Genomic DNA, 18,347 nt, shown 5'->3' with positions numbered 1-18,347 from the left:
TTGTGTGTGCTCAGCCTTGTGTGGGAGCGGCCTCGCGCCGCGATGGGGCGCGAAGCGGCCCCAGGATTTCAGCGTCGCCGCTAACGTTGCCGGGGCCGCTTTGCGGCCCATCGCGGCGCAAGGGCCGCTCCCACAGGAGGGCTGCATTGGATCTGCAGGCTTGAGGACCATGAGGGACAACTGCCTTGTTCACCCCCTCAAATCGTTCGCAGACTGTCAGCCGTGCTGTGCCCCCTCGAACCACGCCAGCTTCTCGCGCAGTTGCACCACCTCGCCCACGATGACCAAGGTAGGCGCATGCACTTCATGGCGTGCAACCAGCGCAGGCAAATCGGCCAAGGTGCCGGTGAACACACGCTGGTTGCGCGTTGTGCCTTGTTGGATCAACGCGGCCGGCGTGCTCGCTGCCCGCCCGTGGCGGATGAGTTCTTCGCAGATGGTCGGTAAGCCGACCAGGCCCATGTAGAACACCAGCGTCTGGGCAGGCGCGACCAAGTCGTCCCAAGGCAGGTTGCTGCTACCGTCCTTCAAGTGCCCGGTGACAAAGCGCACCGACTGGGCGTGATCGCGGTGGGTCAGCGGGATGCCGCCGTAAGCGGCACAACCGCTGGCAGCGGTGATGCCCGGCACCACCTGAAACGGGATGTTGTGCTCGGCCAGCTCCTCGATCTCCTCGCCGCCACGGCCGAAGATGAACGGATCACCGCCCTTCAGACGCAGCACGCGCTTGCCTTGCTGGGCAAGGTCCACCAATAGCCGGTTGATCTGATCCTGGGGAACGGCGTGCTCTGCACGACGCTTGCCGACATAAATGCGCTCGGCATCCCGACGGCACATGTCGATGATCGCAGGCGCCACCAGGCGGTCGTAAAGCACCACATCGGCCTGCTGCATCAACCGCAGCGCGCGAAACGTCAGCAGGTCCGGGTCTCCCGGGCCAGCACCGACCAGGTAGACTTCGCCGCCCTGCTGCACCGGCGCGCCATCGACCATCGTCTGCAGCAACCGCTCGGCCTCTGCGCCCTGCCCGGCCAGTTGGCGCTCGGCAATCGGCCCCTGGAAGACGGTTTCCCAGAAACCCCGGCGCTGGTTTACATCCGGGTACAACGACTTGACCGTATGCCGGAAACGCGCCGCCAACCCGGCCAACTCACCGTAGGCAGCAGGGATCCAGGCTTCGAGCTTGGCCCGGATCAGGCGTGCCAGGACCGGTGCATCGCCCCCGCTGGACACCGCGATCACCAAAGGCGAGCGGTCGACGATGGCCGGAAAGATGACCGTGCACAAAGCCGGCGCATCGACCACGTTGACCGGCAGGCTCAAGGCCTGGGCATCGGCCGATACCTGGGCATTGAGCCCAGGATCGTCCGTGGCGGCGATCACCAGCCGGCAACCTGTAAGGTCACCCGGCTGGTAACCGCGCACCAGCACCTGGCCACCGCCTTCACGCGCCATGCTGGCCAGCTGGCCATCGATTTCTGGCGCCACCACACGCAGCGCGGCGCCAGCATCGGCCAGCAGACGCGCCTTGCGCAACGCGATCTCGCCACCACCAACCACCAGCACCAAGGCGCCCTGCAGTTTGTGGAACAGCGGCAGGTAGTCCATTTAGCGGATCACCTCAACGCCACCCATATAGGGCTTGAGCACTTCGGGCACCCGGATCGAGCCGTCGGCCTGCTGGTAGTTTTCCAGCACCGCGACCAACGTGCGGCCCACGGCCAAACCGGAACCGTTGAGGGTGTGCACCAGTTCCGGCTTGCCGGTCTCCGGGTTGCGCCAGCGCGCTTGCATGCGGCGGGCCTGGAAGTCGCCGCAATTGGAGCACGAGCTGATCTCGCGGTATTTGTCCTGGCTGGGCACCCACACTTCCAGGTCAAAGGTCTTGACAGCGCTAAAGCCCATGTCACCGGTGCACAGTGCCAACACGCGGTACGGCAACTCGAGCAGCTGCAGCACACGCTCGGCATTGGCCGTCAGGCCTTCGAGCGCTTCCATCGACTTGCCGGGCTCCACCACCTGCACCATCTCGACCTTGTCGAACTGGTGCTGGCGGATCATGCCGCGCGTGTCTCGGCCCGAAGCACCGGCTTCACTGCGAAAGCACGGCGTGTGCGCCACGAACTTGAGCGGCAGTTGCTTGGCGTCGAGAATTTCCCCAGCCACCAGGTTGGTCAGGGACACCTCGGCGGTCGGGATCAGGTAGAAGTCCGCCTCGCCTTCGCGGGTGATCTTGAACAGGTCTTCCTCGAACTTGGGCAACTGGCCAGTGCCCTGGAGGGCTGGCGCCTGCACCAGGTACGGGGTGTAGTGCTCTTCGTAGCCATGCTCACCGGTGTGCAGGTTGATCATGAACTGCGCCAGTGCGCGGTGCAGGCGTGCGATTGGGCCGCGCAGTACGGCAAAACGCGCGCCAGACAGCTTGGCCGCCGCTTCGAAGTCCAGGCCGCCGCTGAGTTCGCCCAGGGCGACGTGGTCCTTGATCTCGAAATCGAACGACTTGGGCGTGCCCCAGCGACGCACTTCGACGTTCTCGTCTTCGCTGGCACCGACCGGCACACTGGGATCGGGCAGGTTGGGAATGGTCAGCACGATGCTGTCCAGTTCTGCCTGGATACCGTCCAGCTCGGCTTTGCCGGCGGCCAGCTCATCGGCCATGCGCTCCACATCAGCCATCAGCGGGGCAATGTCCTCGCCCTTGGCCTTGGCCTGGCCGATGGATTTGGAACGGGCATTACGCTCGGCCTGCAGTTGCTCGGTACGGGTCTGCACCGCCTTGCGACGCTCTTCCAGTGATTCGATGCGCGCGACATCCAGGCTGAAGCCACGGGAGGCCAGGCGATCCGCCACTTCCTGAAGTTGGCCGCGTAACAGTTTGGAATCGAGCATATCGTTCTCTCGTTATGTGTAGGTGTTGGTCAGAATCGAGTGAGGGACAATCCCGCCCAGGTCGCGAGCAGCCCGCCCACGACACTGATGGCCGAATAGCCCAACGCCAGAGGCACCTGCCCGCTTTCCAGCAAGCGTACGGTGTCCAGCGAAAAAGAGGAAAACGTGGTCAGGCCGCCTAGAAACCCCACGATCAAACCAGCCCGCAACTCGGCCGGGACCATGGGTTTGTGCAGAAACAGGCCATACAGCAGGCCGATCAACAGGCAGCCCACCAGGTTGACGGCAAGCGTACCCACATAGAAGTGCCGAGGCCAGTGGGCGACCACCCAATTGCCTGCGGCAAAGCGCAACAGAGTACCGGCGATACCGCCGGCACTGACGGCGGCGATCAGCGTGATCATGGCTTTCTCCGCTGTCGCGGGCTACAGCGATCAAGATCGGCCAAGTGCCGGAGTTTTTCGCCAATCTTGAGCTCGAGCCCGCGCGGCACGGGTTGGTAATACTGGCGTGGCTCCAGCGCTTCGGGAAAGTAGTCTTCACCGGCCGCGTAGGCATCCGGTTCGTCGTGGGCATAGCGATACTCATCGCCGTAACCCAGCTGTTTCATGAGTTTGGTTGGCGCATTGCGCAGGTGCAGCGGCACCTCCAGCGAACCATGCTCGGCCGCCTCGCGCAGGGCGGTCTTGAAACCGACGTAAACGGCGTTGCTCTTCGGGGCGCAGGCAATGTAGGTGATGGCCTGTGCCACTGCCAGCTCACCTTCAGGGCTGCCCAGCCGCTCCTGCACGTCCCAGGCAGCCAGGCACAGGCTCAGGGCGCGGGGGTCGGCGTTACCGATGTCTTCGCTGGCCATGCGCACCACCCGGCGCGCAATGTAGAGGGGGTCGCAGCCGCCATCGAGCATGCGCGCAAACCAGTAGAGCGCCGCGTCAGGGTCCGAACCCCGTACGGATTTATGCAACGCCGATATCTGGTCATAGAATGCTTCCCCGCCCTTGTCGAACCGGCGACGACTGTCTCCCAGCAGGCTTTGCAGCAGATCGACGTCGATCTCACTGCCGTCCTCGGCCAGGTCAGCAGCATTTTCCAGGAGGTTGAGCATGCGCCTTCCGTCACCATCGGCGGCAGCCCTGAGCATGTCGAAGGCCTTGTCGCCAACGCGCAAGTGACGTTTGCCTAGCCCCCGCTCCTCGGTGAGGGCGCGGTCTACAAGCTTGCGCAGCGCAGGCTCATCCAGGCTCTTGAGCACGTAGACACGCGCCCGTGACAACAGCGCGTTGTTCAGTTCGAAGGACGGGTTTTCGGTGGTAGCCCCGATGAACAGCAAGGTGCCGTCTTCCACGAAAGGCAGGAAGGCATCCTGCTGAGACTTGTTGAAACGGTGCACTTCGTCGACGAACAGGATGGTACGACGCCCGTACTGGCCGGCCTGCTGCTTGGCCACTTCCACCGCCTGGCGGATTTCCTTCACGCCCGCCAGTACCGCCGACACCGTTTCGAAATGCGCATCGCAAAATTGCGCCAGCAGCCGCGCCAGGGTCGTCTTGCCAACCCCCGGCGGGCCCCAGAAGATCATGGAGTGCAGTGCACCCTGCTCCAGTGCTTCACGCAGCGGTTTACCGCGGGCAAGCAGGTGCTCCTGGCCGACATACTCGTCCAGGTTGGACGGGCGCAGACGGGCGGCCAGGGGCTGGGCGACAGGTTCGCTTCGAAACAGGTCCATAACAGGCTCTGGTTACTCCTTGATGACGTCTGCACCTTTGGGGATGTCGAACTTGAAGGTACTGTCCGCCACCGCCTGGTTGGCCTTGACGCCATTGAACAGGATGTTGGTACGCTGGCCAACGCTGTCGATCAGCTGCATGTCATTGATCAGCCCCTTGCGGAACGATACACGCAGCGAGTCGAACAGGGTGTCCTTGGTCTTGGGCTTGAGGGTAAAGTCCATCACATCGCCCTGCTGACGGGAGACGATATCGAAGCTCTGGCTGATCTTCGACACATCACCGGAAAGCAGCAGCGCCGGCGTCTGGTTCAGGCGCACGTCGAGTTTCTTGACGGTAGCCTGCTCGAGGTCCGGGTCCCACAGGGTGACGTTCTTGCCGTCCGATACCACCACCTGCTCCTGGGGCGCATTGGTGTGCCAGTAGAACAGGCCTGGGCGCTTGACCGTCATCTTGCCAGACGTTTCCTGCAGGCTGGTGCCGCCTGCATCCAGGGTCAGCTGGGAGAAATTGGCTTCGATGGTCTGCGACTTTTCCAGCAACTGGGTCAGGCGCTGGACATCCTGCTCGCCGGCGAACGCCGAGACCGGGCCCAGGGCAAGGGCCGAAACCAACAGCATGCGAATAGCGCGCATGGGAATCCTCATTGAGCGTTGAATGGGCCGAGCACCACCGTTGGCGCCCGGCAGGGTGATATCAATCGCGTGGGCCGCCTGGAGCAATCACTTCCCGCGAGCCGTTGCTGTTCATCGGAGTGACCACGCCGGCCATCTCCATGGCTTCGATCATGCGGGCCGCCCGGTTGTAGCCGATCTTGAGCTTGCGCTGCACGGCGGAAATGGACGCGCGGCGGCTCTCGAGCACGAACTGTACAGCTTCGTCGTACAGGGCATCGCTTTCGGAATCGTCGCCATCACCACCGCCACTGCCACCTTCGAAGCCGCTGCCGGCTTCTTCAACACCGTTGAGGATGTCGTCGTTGTAGTCAGGGGCACCGCGCTGCTTCCACGCCTCGACCACACGGTGCACTTCATCATCGGACACGAATGCGCCGTGGACACGGATCGGCAGGCTGGTGCCAGGCGGCATGTACAGCATGTCACCGTGGCCCAGCAGCTGCTCGGCACCGCCCTGGTCGATGATGGTACGCGAGTCGATCTTGCTCGACACCTGGAACGCCATGCGCGTCGGGATGTTAGCCTTGATCAGGCCGGTGATCACATCCACCGACGGTCGCTGGGTCGCCAGGATCAAGTGGATACCGGCAGCCCGCGCCTTCTGCGCGATGCGCGCAATCAGTTCCTCGACCTTCTTGCCGACGATCATCATCATGTCAGCGAATTCGTCCACCACCACCACAATGGTCGGCAGCGTCTTCAACGCAGGCGGTTCATCCTCCATGCTTTCGCGGCGATACAGCGGGTCGTGGATGATTTCGCCGGCTTCCTGGGCATCCTTGACCTTGCGGTTGAAGCCCGCCAGGTTGCGCACGCCCATGGCGGCCATCAGTTTGTAGCGCCGCTCCATTTCCGCCACGCTCCAGCGCAGGGCATTGGCCGCGTCCTTCATGTCAGTGACCACGGGGCACAACAAGTGCGGAATGCCTTCGTAGATCGACAATTCGAGCATTTTCGGGTCGATCATGATCAGCCGTGCATCTTCGGGGCTGGATTTGAACAGGATCGACAGGATCATCGCGTTCACGCCCACCGACTTACCCGAGCCGGTCGTACCCGCCACCAGCAAGTGCGGCATCTTCGCAAGGTCGGTGACGACCGGTTTGCCGCCGATATCGTGGCCCAGGGCCAGGGTAACCGGCGACTTCTGTTCGTCGTACTGCGGGGTGGCAAGTACTTCGGAGAAGCGCACCATCTGGCGATTTTCGTTGGGAATCTCGATACCCACAGTGGTCTTGCCCGGGATCACCTCGACCACCCGCACACTGGTCACGGCGAGCGACCGCGCCAGGTCCTTGGCAAGGTTGGCGATGCGGCTCACCTTCACCCCGGCGGCCGGTTGGATTTCGTACCGGGTAATCACAGGCCCTGGATGAATGGAGTCCACCGCTACCTCGACACCAAACTCCTTGAGCTTGATTTCCAGCAGTTGACCAACACCAGCCAAGGACTCGGGGGAATACTCGATCTTTTTCTGTTCAGCCGGGTCCAGGATTGAAATCGGCGGCAAGGTGCCTTCCACTGCGCTGTCGATGAATTGCGGCGCCGGGGTTTCTCTGGCGATGCGCTTGACTGGCTCGGGCGCCTTGGCAGCCGAGGGTGGCACGATGTTGGAGATCAGGGCCGGCGCGGCCGCTGCCGCGGGCGCCGAAGGCCGGGCCGGTGCCGGTTCGCGTGTGATCACAGGTTCGCGCTGCACCACCCCTTGCTCACGCGCAACCGGGTCACGCATCGTCACAGGCTCACCGCCCAGGGTCGGTTCGCGCGGCTCGGGCTGAGCAGGCGCAGGCTCGCGCTTGAACAAGCGTTCGCGCAGTGCAGGCTTGGCCGGCTCACGGGGTTCGGGCGCCACAGGCTTGGCCTTGACGACGGGCTCGTCCTCGCGCAGCTGCGCTTCCAGGCGCTTGCGTTCGTTACGCGCCTCCCACCAGCGCGAGGCCGCGCCCTGCACCAGTTCCAGCAGATCCAGCGTGATCTTGCCGGTCATGTCCATCACCTTGAACCACGACAGGTCGGTGAACACCGTCAGCCCGAACAGGAACAGGGCGATGAACATCAGGGTGCTGCCCTGCACGTTCAGGAAGTTGCGAGCCAGGTCGCCCAGGCTTTCGCCCAGGGCGCCGCCGGCCGAGAACGGGATGCTTGCCGGAGGATGGAAGTGGATATGGGCCAGCGCGGCCCCGGACAACACCAGGAATATCAGGCCTATCAACCGCCAGGAGAACAACCAGCCGCTCCAGTCCCAGGGCTGATGGCGCTGGCGGAAAATCTGCCAGGTCTTGATCGCCAGCAGCAACGGGAAGATGTAGGCGAAGTAGCCCAGCACCATGAACAGGATATCGGCGAAATAGGCGCCGGCTCGCCCGGCGGCATTCTGCACCTGGTCGACGGTGGCGGTGTGGCTGAAGGCCGGGTCCGAGGTGTCGTAGGTCAGCAGCGCCATCCACAGGTACAGGCACAGGGCGCCGACAGCGATCAGCGCACCTTCCTTGAGGCGGTAGTGCAGCTGCTGCCGCCACAGGGGTACGGGCAAGGGAGCTGGGGTTGCGGTGGATTTCTTCAAAACGCGTCTATTCCTGCGCATGGTGCGCGTCCAATAGTGATCGGCCAGGGCCGAAGCCAACGGATCACTACTTTTAACATTACTGCCCGCCAGCCGCCATGGCGGCACGCCGTCTGGGGATCTGGCCGGGGGCGACTTTCCAATAGCTGCAATTTGAGCACGCATTGTCTTCTGTGACAAAGGCTTATGCTGTGTTTTTGCACAGGTGTGACAGCAAATGTCGCCGATGGTGCCGGCCGTAGCTGCAATGTGTCCGAAATTGCCCAGATCACTGCGAGACACTGCCTACACCGGCCCTGCCCATGGCCCGCAGTTCAGCACGAGCCACCCGATCACTGGCGCAGCGATCAACCACGCAGCGCCCAATTGCGACCTCGAAGCGATTGACCCCATTTGCCCGTCGCGCCATGCTGGCCACCCCCCTCCCCTACCGCATGACCGACCATGTTGACCTGGCTGAAACGCGATTCCTTGACTTTCCCTGCGCTGGACCGCGCCTTGCAAGAGCCCAACGGCCTGCTCGCCGCAGGCGGCGACCTGACGCCCGAGCGGCTTGTCCAGGCTTACCGTCACGGCTGCTTTCCGTGGTACCAGGATGGCCAGCCGATCCTGTGGTGGTCGCCTGACCCGCGCACCGTGCTGGCGCCTGCTCGATTGCATGTGTCGCGTTCGTTGGCCAAATGGATGCGCCAAGGCCGCTACCAGGTCAGCTTCGACACCGACTTCGCCGCAGTCATCGCAGCCTGCGCGGCGCCGCGCGATTACACCAACGGCACCTGGATCACCGACCCCATGCGCATGGCCTACTGTGAACTGCACGCACGCGGTATTGCCCATTCGGTCGAAGTTCGCCAGGACGGTGAGCTGGTGGGCGGCCTTTATGGCCTGGCCATGGGGCAGCTGTTTTTCGGGGAATCCATGTTCAGCCGCGCGGACAATGCCTCGAAGGTTGGCTTCGTGACGCTGGTCCGGCACCTGGAAGCAGCCGGCTTCGTGCTGATCGACTGCCAGATGCAGACCGATCACCTGCAGAGCCTGGGCGCCCATGCCATCAGTCGGCGTGAATTCGCAGGCTACCTGGCACGCTACCTCGATCAGCCCAACACCGCCACCTGGGTTTGCTAGGCGCGTTTTCCACACCTGGCTTACACTTAGGCAAAGTCTCACCGAAGGGGTTGACCATGACAGAGCTGGCGCGGTTGAAGTTCTATGCCACTCAACCCCACACCTGCAGCTATCTGCCCGACGAGCAGGCCACCACGTTGTTCCTGGATCCCAGCCAGCCAATGGACGTTAACGTGTATGCCGACCTTTCGGAAATGGGGTTTCGCCGCAGTGGCGATCACCTTTATCGCCCTCATTGCCAGAACTGCAACGCGTGCGTGCCTGCGCGCATACCGCCGGCACGGTTTGTGCCCAGCCGTCAGCAGCGTCGAATTCTCAAGCGCAACGCCGATGTAACGGTGACCGCTGCACGTCCCGCCTTCAAGGAAGAGTATTTCGATCTGTACCGGCGCTACATCGAGGCGCGTCACGCTGATGGGGACATGTATCCACCCAGCCGCGATCAGTTTTCCACGTTTCTGGTTCGCCAATTACCGTTTTGCTGGTTCTACGAATTTCGCGCCAGCGGCCGGCTGCTGGCAGTCGCCGTCTGCGACCTGCTGCCCAATGGCCTGTCTGCCGTGTACACCTTCTACGAGCCTGATGAAGAGCGCCGCAGTCTGGGCCGGTTTGCCATCCTCTGGCAGATTGGCGAGGCGTTGCGACTCGATCTGGACGGCGTTTATCTCGGCTACTGGATCAAGAACTGCAAGAAAATGAACTACAAGACGCAGTATCGGCCTATCGAGTTGTTGATAAACCAGCGTTGGGTTGCCCTCAACTGAAAGCATTGGCTTGACACACAGTTTTCGGGCATAATCCACGCCACTTTTTTGCCCGGTGCGGTTATGCGTCGGGCCAACACTGGATCCGAGGGCTCTACTGCATGTCGAAAGAAGACAGCTTCGAAATGGAAGGCACTGTCGTCGACACCCTGCCCAACACCATGTTCCGCGTGGAGTTGGAAAACGGGCACGTCGTAACCGCGCACATCTCCGGAAAGATGCGCAAGAACTACATCCGTATTCTCACTGGCGACAAGGTTCGCGTCGAACTGACGCCGTATGACCTGAGCAAGGGCCGCATCACGTACCGTGCGCGCTAAGCTCCAGCCATGAAAAAGCCCGGCATGTGCCGGGCTTTTTTGTGCCTGTGTGGATAAGGAAGGGGCCGCATGCGGCCCCTGAGGCTTAGGCCACCTCGGCAGTGGTCTCGTAGTCGAAGACCAGTTCGCCATCGCGCAGGTCCACGTGCACCACACCACCGTGCTCGGCCAATTCGCCGAACAAAATCTCCTCGGCCAAGGGCCGCTTGATCTTGTCCTGAATCAGTCGACCCATCGGCCGCGCCCCCATCTGCACGTCGTAGCCCGACGCCGCCAGCCAGCCACGCGCCGCGTCGCTGACCTCCAGAAGCACGCGCTTGTCCTCAAGTTGCGCCTGCAGCTCGATGAGGAACTTGTCAACGATACTCTTGATGGTCTCGGTGCTCAGGCGGCCGAACTGGATGATGGTATCCAGGCGGTTGCGGAACTCCGGTGTGAAGCTCTTGCGGATGACTTCCATGGCATCGGACGCATGGTCCTGGTGGGTAAAGCCGATGGACGCCCGCGCAGCGGTTTCAGCACCCGCGTTGGTGGTCATGATCAGGATCACGTTGCGGAAGTCCGCCTTGCGCCCGTTGTTGTCGGTCAGGGTACCGTGGTCCATGACCTGCAGCAGCAGGTTGAAGACTTCCGGGTGGGCCTTCTCGATCTCATCGAGCAGCAACACGCAGTGCGGCTGCTTGGTGATGGCCTCGGTCAACAGACCGCCCTGGTCGAACCCGACGTAGCCAGGTGGCGCACCGATCAGGCGCGACACGGTGTGACGCTCCATGTACTCGGACATGTCGAATCGCACCAACTCGACCCCCAGCGCCTTGGCCAACTGACGCGCTGCCTCGGTCTTGCCCACGCCGGTAGGGCCGGCAAACAGGAACGAACCCACAGGCTTGTCAGGCGACTTGAGCCCTGCACGCGACAGCTTGATGGCGGTCGCAAGCGAATCGATGGCTGCGTCCTGACCGAACACGGTCAACTTCAGATCCCGCTCCAGGTTACGCAGCAACTCCTTGTCGGAACTGGTGACATGCTTGGGTGGAATACGGGCGATCTTGGCGACGATGTCCTCGACCTGAGGGACGTCGATCCGCTTCACGCGATTGGCCTCAGGCTGCAGGCGCTGGTAGGCGCCAGCTTCATCGATGACGTCGATGGCCTTGTCGGGCATGTGTCGGTCATTGATGTAGCGCGAGGCCAGCTCCGCCGCTGCGCGCAGCGCTTCGTCGCTGTACTCGATGTTGTGGTGGCTTTCGAAACGCCCTTTCAGGCCGCGCAGGATACCAACGGTGTCCTCCACGGAAGGCTCGCTCACATCGACCTTCTGGAAGCGCCGTGCCAGCGCCCGGTCCTTCTCGAAAATCCCGCGGAATTCCTGGAACGTGGTGGAACCGATGCAGCGGATTTCGCCCGACGACAACAACGGCTTGAGCAGGTTGGAGGCATCCATGACGCCGCCAGACGCTGCGCCGGCACCAATGATGGTATGGATTTCGTCGATGAACAGGATGGCCTGTGGCCGCTTGCGCAGCTCACCGAGCAGCGCCTTGAAGCGCTTCTCGAAGTCGCCGCGGTATTTGGTACCGGCCAGCAAAGCACCCAGGTCAAGGGAATAGACCACGCTCTGAGCCAGCAGATCAGGCACCTGGCCGTCGACGATGCGCTTGGCCAGGCCCTCGGCAATGGCAGTTTTGCCCACGCCGGCCTCACCTACCAGCAGGGGATTGTTCTTGCGGCGCCGAGCCAGGATTTGCGCCACGCGCTCGACTTCCTGTTCGCGCCCAACTAACGGGTCGATACGCCCGGCACGGGCCAACTCGTTGAGGTTGCTGGCGTAGGCGTCCAGTGGATTGCTCGAAGAGGTGGTTTCACCGCCCTCATCGTCCGGCATTTCCTGGTCGCTGTCCGAATGCGGCCCATGGCCGGGCACCTTTGAGATGCCGTGGGCGATGTAGTTGACCACATCGATGCGGGCCACGCTCTGCTGCTTGAGCAGGAACACGGCCTGGCTTTCCTGTTCGCTGAAGATCGCCACCAGCACATTGGCACCGGTGACCTCGCGCTTGCCGGAGCTTTGCACATGGAACACCGCACGCTGCAGCACGCGCTGGAAACCCAGGGTAGGCTGCGTCTCGCGGTCTTCGTCGCTGACGGGAATCAAAGGGGTCGTAGAATCGATGAACTCTTGCAGGTCATGCTTGAGCTTGTCGAGATTGGCGCCACAGGCGCGCAGAACGGTCGCGGCAGCCTCATTGTCAAGGAGCGCCAGCAGCAGATGCTCGACCGTCATGAACTCATGACGCTTCGAACGGGCCTCCTTGAAGGCAAGATTGAGGGTGACTTCGAGCTCGCGGTTTAACATAGCTTCACCTCATACCCAAGTGGTCGGCGATTAACCGTCCTTCTCGATTTCACAGAGTAGCGGATGCTGGCTTTCCCTGGCGTATTGGTTGACCTGCATGGCCTTCGTTTCGGCGATGTCGCGGGTAAACAATCCGCATACTGCCCGCCCCTCGGTATGGACGGTCAGCATGATCTTGGTCGCCAGCTCGCGGTTCAGATTGAAAAACGTTTCGAGCACTTCGACGACGAAATCCATCGGCGTGTAGTCATCGTTGAACAAAACCACCTTGTACATAGGTGGCGCCTGCAGGATCGGCTTGGCTTCCTGAACCGCCAGACCAGCGCCATCGTCCTCGTTGGATTGAGGGCGATCCTGATTGAATGTTAGTCGAATCTGGCTGTGTGCATGCATGGAAAGAATTTCATCACATCGACAGGATAAGGTTATGGGTTGACCCTGCAGCAAGCGGTACGGCCTGGCCGCTGCATGACCTTGACTATCGGCAAAACGGTGTTACAACCAATAGGAACACACCGTGGTCAAGAAAGATCCGCGCAGTCAACCCGATTTTTTCCGAAGGTTCGTATGCGGATGACGTGGATGATACTCCAGTGATGGAGTCCTTGCAGAGGGACATGGGGATGGCAAGCGGTAAAGTCAAGTGGTTCAACAACGCCAAAGGGTATGGATTCGTGGTCGAGGACGGCAAGAGCGAAGACCTCTTTGCCCATTTTTCCGCAATCCAGATGGATGGCTACAAGACACTCAAGGCCGGGCAGTCCGTTCAGTTCGATGTCATCCAGGGCCCGAAGGGACTGCATGCTGTCAACATCCGTACCGAGGAAGCCGTGCAGGCGCTGTCACGTGACGCGACGCCGGTAGCCAGCACTGTGGGTGCGTGACGCCCGTATTTCCATCCTCGGAGGATCGTACGCACGATGATCACCAGCGTGCGGCGTATCTGTACGCATGAAGTTACAACTTCTTCATCCAGACTATCCTTAGCGCCTGCACGGGCTGTGATGCAGCTCCGTGCGACAACCGGTCACATTGTCGCTACGTCTTTGGTCTTATAAATGGGCCGATATCACTCAGTCTTGATGATTAGGCTGATTGGTTTGATATACTGCCCCGCGACCGCAGGGTCACCGGGGCGATCCCTAGGAAAATGCGGACCGTCCCAGGCCATCTCAGGCCACTAAGCCCGGGTTGTTACCGCAGCTCGGCACTTGACGCTCGACTGATGCATCCACCATCACAGCTCGCAGCCTCTCGACTTTCCGCCCATGGCGCTGCCAGGGCGGTGCGCCTACCCGGTGCACCACGAGACTCGAGCACGCTCAGCACACAGAGAGTTAGCCCGCATGCCCACCCGTTCCAAGATCATCTATACCTTCACCGACGAAGCTCCCGCCCTCGCCACCTACTCGCTGCTGCCGATCATCGAAGCCTTCACCGCTTGCGCTGACATTGCCGTCGAAACCCGCGACATCTCCCTGGCAGGCCGTATTCTTGCAGCCTTCCCGGAGCAACTCGGCGCAGAGAAACAGGTAGGCGATCACCTGGCGGAACTGGGCCAGCTGGCCACCACCCCTGAAGCCAACATCATCAAGCTGCCTAACATCAGCGCCTCGGTCCCGCAGCTCAAGGCTGCGATCAAGGAGCTGCAAGGCAAGGGCTTCAACATCCCGGACTACGCCGACGAACCGGCTACCGCCGAGGAAAAGGAATCACGCACCCGCTACGACCGCATCAAGGGTTCGGCCGTGAACCCGGTCCTGCGCGAAGGCAACTCCGACCGCCGCGCACCGCTGTCGGTGAAGAACTACGCACGCAAGCACCCTCACAAGATGGGCGCCTGGGCGGCCGACTCCAAGTCGCACGTGGCTCACATGAGCCAAGGCGACTTCTACGGCAGCGAGAAGGCTGCACTGATCGAGGCTGACGACAGCCTGCGCATCGAGCTGGTCGGCGCCGACGGCACCACCACCGTCCTGAAAGAAAAAACTGCCGTCAAGGCAGCTGAGATCATCGACTGCGCCACCATGAGCCGCAAGGCCCTCAAGGCCTTCGTCGCCGAGCAGATCGCCGACGCCAAGGCATCGGGCGTGCTGCTGTCGGTGCACCTGAAAGCGACCATGATGAAGGTTTCCGACCCGATCATGTTCGGCGTCATCGTCGAAGAGTTCTATAACGATGTACTGGCCAAGCACGCTGCCGCCCTGGCCGACGTAGGCTTCAATGCCAACAACGGCATCGGCGACCTGTACGTCCGCATCAAGGACTTGCCAGCCGAGAAGCAGGCCGAAATCGAAGCGGATATCCAGGCCCTGTACGCCGAGCGCCCTGCCCTGGCGATGGTCAACTCCGATAAAGGCATCACCAACCTGCACGTGCCAAGCGACGTGATCGTCGACGCCTCGATGCCGGCCATGATCCGTGATTCGGGCAAGATGTGGAACAGCGCAGGCGAGCTGCAGGACGCCAAGGCGATCATCCCTGACCGCTGCTACGCTGGCATCTACCAGGCCACCATCGAAGACTGCAAGGCCAATGGCGCCTTCGACCCGACCACCATGGGCAGCGTGCCGAACGTTGGCCTGATGGCGCAGAAAGCCGAGGAATACGGCTCCCACGACAAGACCTTCCAGATCAAGACCGATGGCGTGGTGCGCGTTGTCGACACCAAGGGCAACCTGGTGCTGGAACAGCAGGTCGAAGCGGGCGACATCTTCCGCATGTGCCAGGTCAAGGATGCGCCGATCCAGGATTGGGTCAAGCTGGCTGTCAACCGCGCCCGCCTGAGCGATACCCCGGCCGTGTTCTGGCTGGACCCGGCTCGCGCCCACGACAGCGCCATGATCGAGAAGGTGCAGACCTACCTCAAGGACCACGACACGTCCGGCCTTGATATCCGCATCATGTCCCCGGTCGAGGCCATCAAGTTCTCCCTGGCTCGCATCCGCGAAGGCAAGGACACCATCTCGGTGACCGGCAACGTGCTGCGCGACTACCTCACCGACCTGTTCCCGATCATGGAACTGGGCACAAGCGCCAAGATGCTGTCGATCGTACCGCTGATGAATGGTGGCGGTCTGTTCGAAACCGGCGCTGGCGGCTCGGCACCCAAGCACGTGCAGCAGTTGGTGGAAGAGAACTTCCTGCGCTGGGACTCGCTGGGTGAATTCCTGGCCCTGGCCGCATCCCTGGAGCACCTGGGCAACACCTACGACAACCCACGCGCCAAGGTGCTGGCCCAGACCCTGGATCAGGCGACCGGCAAGTTCCTGGACACCAACAAGTCGCCTTCGCGCAAGGTCGGCGGCATCGACAACCGCGGCAGCCATTTCTACCTGACCCTGTACTGGGCACAAGCACTGGCAGCCCAGGACGACGATGCGGCCCTGAAAGCTCGCTTCGCTCCGCTGGCCAAGGCCTTGAGCGACAACGAAGAAAAAATCGTTGCCGAACTCAACGCTGTCCAGGGCAAGCCAGTGGACATCGGTGGCTACTACGCCCCTGACGCCGACCTGACTGCCAAGGTCATGCGCCCAAGCCAGACCCTGAACAGCGCCATCGCTGCCCTGTAAGGCTCGCTTGACGTAACCCACGAACCCCGGCCACGCACCGGGGTTCGTGCTTTCTGGGCCGCAGAACGGCCAACTCGCTCACCCTGGAGCATTGCATGACCTGGCACCCCCATATCACCGTCGCCACCGTTGTCGAAGACAACGGCAGGTTTCTGTTTGTCGAAGAGTTCAAGGCCGGGAAACATGTTTTCAACCAGCCTGCCGGTCACCTGGAACCCAATGAAACCCTGGCCCAGGCGGCGCTGCGTGAAACCTTGGAAGAAACGGCCTGGGAAGTCGAGCTGACCGGACTGGTTGGCATCTACCTGTATACGGCCCCGAGCAACGGCGTGACCTACCAGCGCATCTGCTTTGCCGCCCGCCCGGTCCGTCATCGGGTCGACAGCCCCCTGGACAGCGATATCGAGCGCGCCTTGTGGCTGACGCGTGACGAGCTGCTCGCCGACCCCGCGCGCTGGCGCAGTGAACTGGTGCCACGCTGCCTTGACGACTACCTGCAAGGCCCGCTGCACAGCCTCGACCTGCTGCGCGACTGACGCGCCGCTGCGGGTTTGGTAGTATCGGCGTTTTTCCTCTTGATCTACATCGGTAACCATGACCAGCCCAGCACTCAAAGACCCCGCCAAGACCCGCGTCATCGTCGGCATGTCCGGCGGCGTGGACTCTTCCGTCTCCGCCCTTCTGCTCATGGAGCAGGGCTACCAGGTGGAAGGGCTGTTCATGAAGAACTGGGAAGAGGACGACGGCACCGAATACTGCACGGCCCGTGAAGACTTGGCAGATGCCCAGGCTGTTTGCGACCGCATCGGCATCACCCTGCACACCGCCAATTTCGCGGCCGAGTACTGGGACAACGTGTTCGAGCACTTCCTTGAGGAATACAAGGCCGGCCGCACCCCGAACCCCGACATCCTCTGCAACCGCGAGATCAAGTTCAAGGCCTTCCTGGACTACGCCCTGTCCCTGGGCGCCGACCTGATCGCCACCGGTCACTATGTGCGCCGCCGCGACACGGGCGAGCTGACCCAATTGCTCAAAGGCCTGGACCCGAACAAGGACCAGAGCTATTTCCTGCATGCCGTGGGCGGCAAGGAAATCGCCCGCACCTTGTTCCCGGTGGGTGAGTTGGAAAAACCCGAGGTGCGCGCCATTGCCGAGAAACACGGCCTGGCCACAGCCAAGAAGAAAGACTCCACCGGCATCTGCTTCATCGGTGAGCGGCGTTTCAGCGACTTCCTCAAGCAGTACCTGCCGGCCCAACCCGGCGACATCGAAACCACCGACGGTGACGTGATCGGTCGCCATCATGGCCTCATGTACCACACCATTGGCCAGCGCCAGGGCCTGGGTATCGGCGGTCTGAAGGATGCCGGGGACGAGCCTTGGTATGTACTGCACAAGGACCTGACCCGCAATGTGCTCGTGGTCGGCCAAGGCAATGAACACCCTTGGTTGTTCTCCCGCGCCCTGCTGGCTTCCGAAATCTTCTGGGTGAACCCGGTCGACCTCGACAGCCCACGCCAGCTCACTGCCAAGGTTCGCTACCGACAACACGACCAGCAGTGCACCCTTCACCGCACGGCCACTGGTTATCGGGCCGTGTTCGATGAGCCGCAGCGCGCCGTCACGCCTGGCCAGTCGGTGGTGTTCTATGACGGCGAGGTCTGCCTGGGCGGCGGTGTGATCGAAGCAGCCGAGCCCTGGAGCCCACGCTCGTGAACCGCGTGCAGGAACAGTTGATCGCGCTGGGTGGCGTGTTCCAGGCGGCCGTGCTGGTGGACCGCATCGCCCGTACCGGGCAGGCCAGCGAAGCCGATATCGGCTGCATGCTGGGCAGCCTGCTGGTGCGCGACCCCAAGGATACGCTGGAGGTATTCGGTGGCGACGACCTGAACTTGCGCGACGGTTACCGCGCACTGGTCGGGGCGCTGGAGCGCGACCCCAGCAGCCTGCAGCGCGAGCCTTTGCGTTATGCCTTGTCAATGCTGGGCCTGGAGCGGCAGTTGAACAAGCGCGGCGACCTGCTCGAGACCATCGGCAACCGCCTGCCGCAGATCCAGTCCCAGGCCGACCACTTCGGCCTGGTGCACGAGAACGTCATCGCGTCGAGCGGCGCGCTGTACCAGGACACCTTGAGCACCTTGCGTCAGCGCATCCAGGTGCACGGCGACATGCGCTTCCTGCAACAGCCCAACAACGCCTCCAAGATCCGTGCGTTGCTCCTGGCCGGTATCCGCGCTGCACGGCTATGGCGTCAGCTGGGCGGGCACCGCTGGCAATTGGTGTTCAGCCGGCGCAAATTGCTCAAAGAGCTTTACGACATGATGCGCACAGCGCCCTGAGACCCGCCCACC

Annotated in this window: 16 protein-coding genes; 8 read left to right on the top strand and 8 right to left on the bottom strand. The window is 62.2% G+C overall.

Annotated features, from left to right (window positions below):
• Positions 1-216: 216 nt before the first annotated feature.
• The 6 genes from cysG to ACF8E5_RS03510 form a co-directional block, all read right to left on the bottom strand.
• Entirely contained in the window at positions 217-1,608 is a 1,392-nt protein-coding gene (cysG, locus tag ACF8E5_RS03535; protein ID WP_196186772.1) for a siroheme synthase CysG, read from the bottom strand.
• The gene (serS, locus tag ACF8E5_RS03530) at positions 1,609-2,889 is read right to left on the bottom strand and encodes a serine--tRNA ligase (RefSeq protein WP_058637921.1); all 1,281 of its coding nucleotides are present in this window, start codon (positions 2,887-2,889) and stop codon (positions 1,609-1,611) included.
• A 29-nt stretch (positions 2,890-2,918) separates the two neighbouring features.
• Positions 2,919-3,293, bottom strand: a complete 375-nt coding sequence (gene crcB / locus ACF8E5_RS03525) for a fluoride efflux transporter CrcB (protein ID WP_196132549.1) — start codon at positions 3,291-3,293, stop codon at positions 2,919-2,921.
• On the bottom strand, positions 3,290-4,615 hold the full coding sequence (locus tag ACF8E5_RS03520) for a replication-associated recombination protein A (RefSeq protein ID WP_197843840.1): 1,326 nt from the start codon (positions 4,613-4,615) through the stop codon (positions 3,290-3,292). The genes crcB and ACF8E5_RS03520 overlap by 4 nt, the downstream gene beginning before the upstream one ends.
• Positions 4,616-4,627: 12 nt before the next feature.
• A complete protein-coding gene (gene lolA / locus ACF8E5_RS03515) occupies positions 4,628-5,251 on the bottom strand; it encodes an outer membrane lipoprotein chaperone LolA (protein WP_058603462.1) in 624 nt (207 codons plus the stop codon).
• A 61-nt stretch (positions 5,252-5,312) separates the two neighbouring features.
• Positions 5,313-7,877 carry a DNA translocase FtsK gene (locus ACF8E5_RS03510; protein WP_392474916.1) on the bottom strand — a complete coding sequence of 855 codons (2,565 nt, stop codon included), beginning with the start codon at positions 7,875-7,877 and terminating at the stop codon, positions 5,313-5,315.
• 423 nt (positions 7,878-8,300) lie between these two features.
• Between ACF8E5_RS03510 and aat the strand changes: the two genes are divergently transcribed.
• From aat to infA, 3 genes are all read left to right on the top strand, one after another.
• Positions 8,301-8,981, top strand: a complete 681-nt coding sequence (gene aat / locus ACF8E5_RS03505; RefSeq protein ID WP_078478344.1) for a leucyl/phenylalanyl-tRNA--protein transferase — start codon at positions 8,301-8,303, stop codon at positions 8,979-8,981.
• A 56-nt stretch (positions 8,982-9,037) separates the two neighbouring features.
• The gene (locus ACF8E5_RS03500; protein WP_058603464.1) at positions 9,038-9,745 is read left to right on the top strand and encodes an arginyltransferase; all 708 of its coding nucleotides are present in this window, start codon (positions 9,038-9,040) and stop codon (positions 9,743-9,745) included.
• A gap of 101 nt (positions 9,746-9,846) precedes the next feature.
• Complete coding sequence (infA, locus tag ACF8E5_RS03495; protein ID WP_002553999.1) at positions 9,847-10,065, top strand: translation initiation factor IF-1; 219 nt, start codon at positions 9,847-9,849, stop codon at positions 10,063-10,065.
• A gap of 85 nt (positions 10,066-10,150) precedes the next feature.
• Here the strand turns inward: infA and clpA are convergent, their stop codons facing one another.
• Together clpA and clpS are read right to left on the bottom strand one after the other, a co-directional pair.
• Positions 10,151-12,421 (bottom strand): ATP-dependent Clp protease ATP-binding subunit ClpA, encoded by a 2,271-nt coding sequence (clpA, locus tag ACF8E5_RS03490; RefSeq protein WP_058637924.1) that lies wholly within the window; start codon positions 12,419-12,421, stop codon positions 10,151-10,153.
• Between the two features lie 30 nt (positions 12,422-12,451).
• Positions 12,452-12,814 (bottom strand): ATP-dependent Clp protease adapter ClpS, encoded by a 363-nt coding sequence (gene clpS / locus ACF8E5_RS03485; protein WP_023534830.1) that lies wholly within the window; start codon positions 12,812-12,814, stop codon positions 12,452-12,454.
• A 230-nt stretch (positions 12,815-13,044) separates the two neighbouring features.
• Here clpS and cspD point away from each other — a divergent pair, with 230 nt between their 5' ends.
• The 5 genes from cspD (at position 13,045) to hflD (ending at position 18,335) form a co-directional block, all read left to right on the top strand.
• Entirely contained in the window at positions 13,045-13,305 is a 261-nt protein-coding gene (gene cspD / locus ACF8E5_RS03480; protein WP_145254748.1) for a cold shock domain-containing protein CspD, read from the top strand.
• A gap of 462 nt (positions 13,306-13,767) precedes the next feature.
• A complete protein-coding gene (locus ACF8E5_RS03475) occupies positions 13,768-15,993 on the top strand; it encodes an NADP-dependent isocitrate dehydrogenase (protein WP_392474915.1) in 2,226 nt (741 codons plus the stop codon).
• A gap of 95 nt (positions 15,994-16,088) precedes the next feature.
• Entirely contained in the window at positions 16,089-16,529 is a 441-nt protein-coding gene (locus tag ACF8E5_RS03470; protein ID WP_058603468.1) for an NUDIX hydrolase, read from the top strand.
• A 58-nt stretch (positions 16,530-16,587) separates the two neighbouring features.
• Positions 16,588-17,712, top strand: coding sequence for a tRNA 2-thiouridine(34) synthase MnmA (mnmA, locus tag ACF8E5_RS03465; RefSeq protein ID WP_058603469.1), 1,125 nt, complete (start codon positions 16,588-16,590; stop codon positions 17,710-17,712).
• Positions 17,709-18,335: a high frequency lysogenization protein HflD gene (gene hflD, locus ACF8E5_RS03460; RefSeq protein WP_058637928.1), complete on the top strand. Its 627-nt coding sequence runs from the start codon at positions 17,709-17,711 to the stop codon at positions 18,333-18,335. Before mnmA ends, hflD begins: the two co-directional genes overlap by 4 nt.
• Positions 18,336-18,347 lie beyond the last annotated feature (12 nt).

The sequence above is a fragment of the Pseudomonas sp. WSY_20 genome, assembly GCF_043104335.1.
Classification (GTDB): Bacteria; Pseudomonadota; Gammaproteobacteria; order Pseudomonadales; family Pseudomonadaceae; genus Aquipseudomonas; species Aquipseudomonas parafulva_B.
The sequence above is the reverse complement of the archived record's forward strand: the minus strand, read 5'-3'. Positions and strand labels throughout refer to the sequence as shown.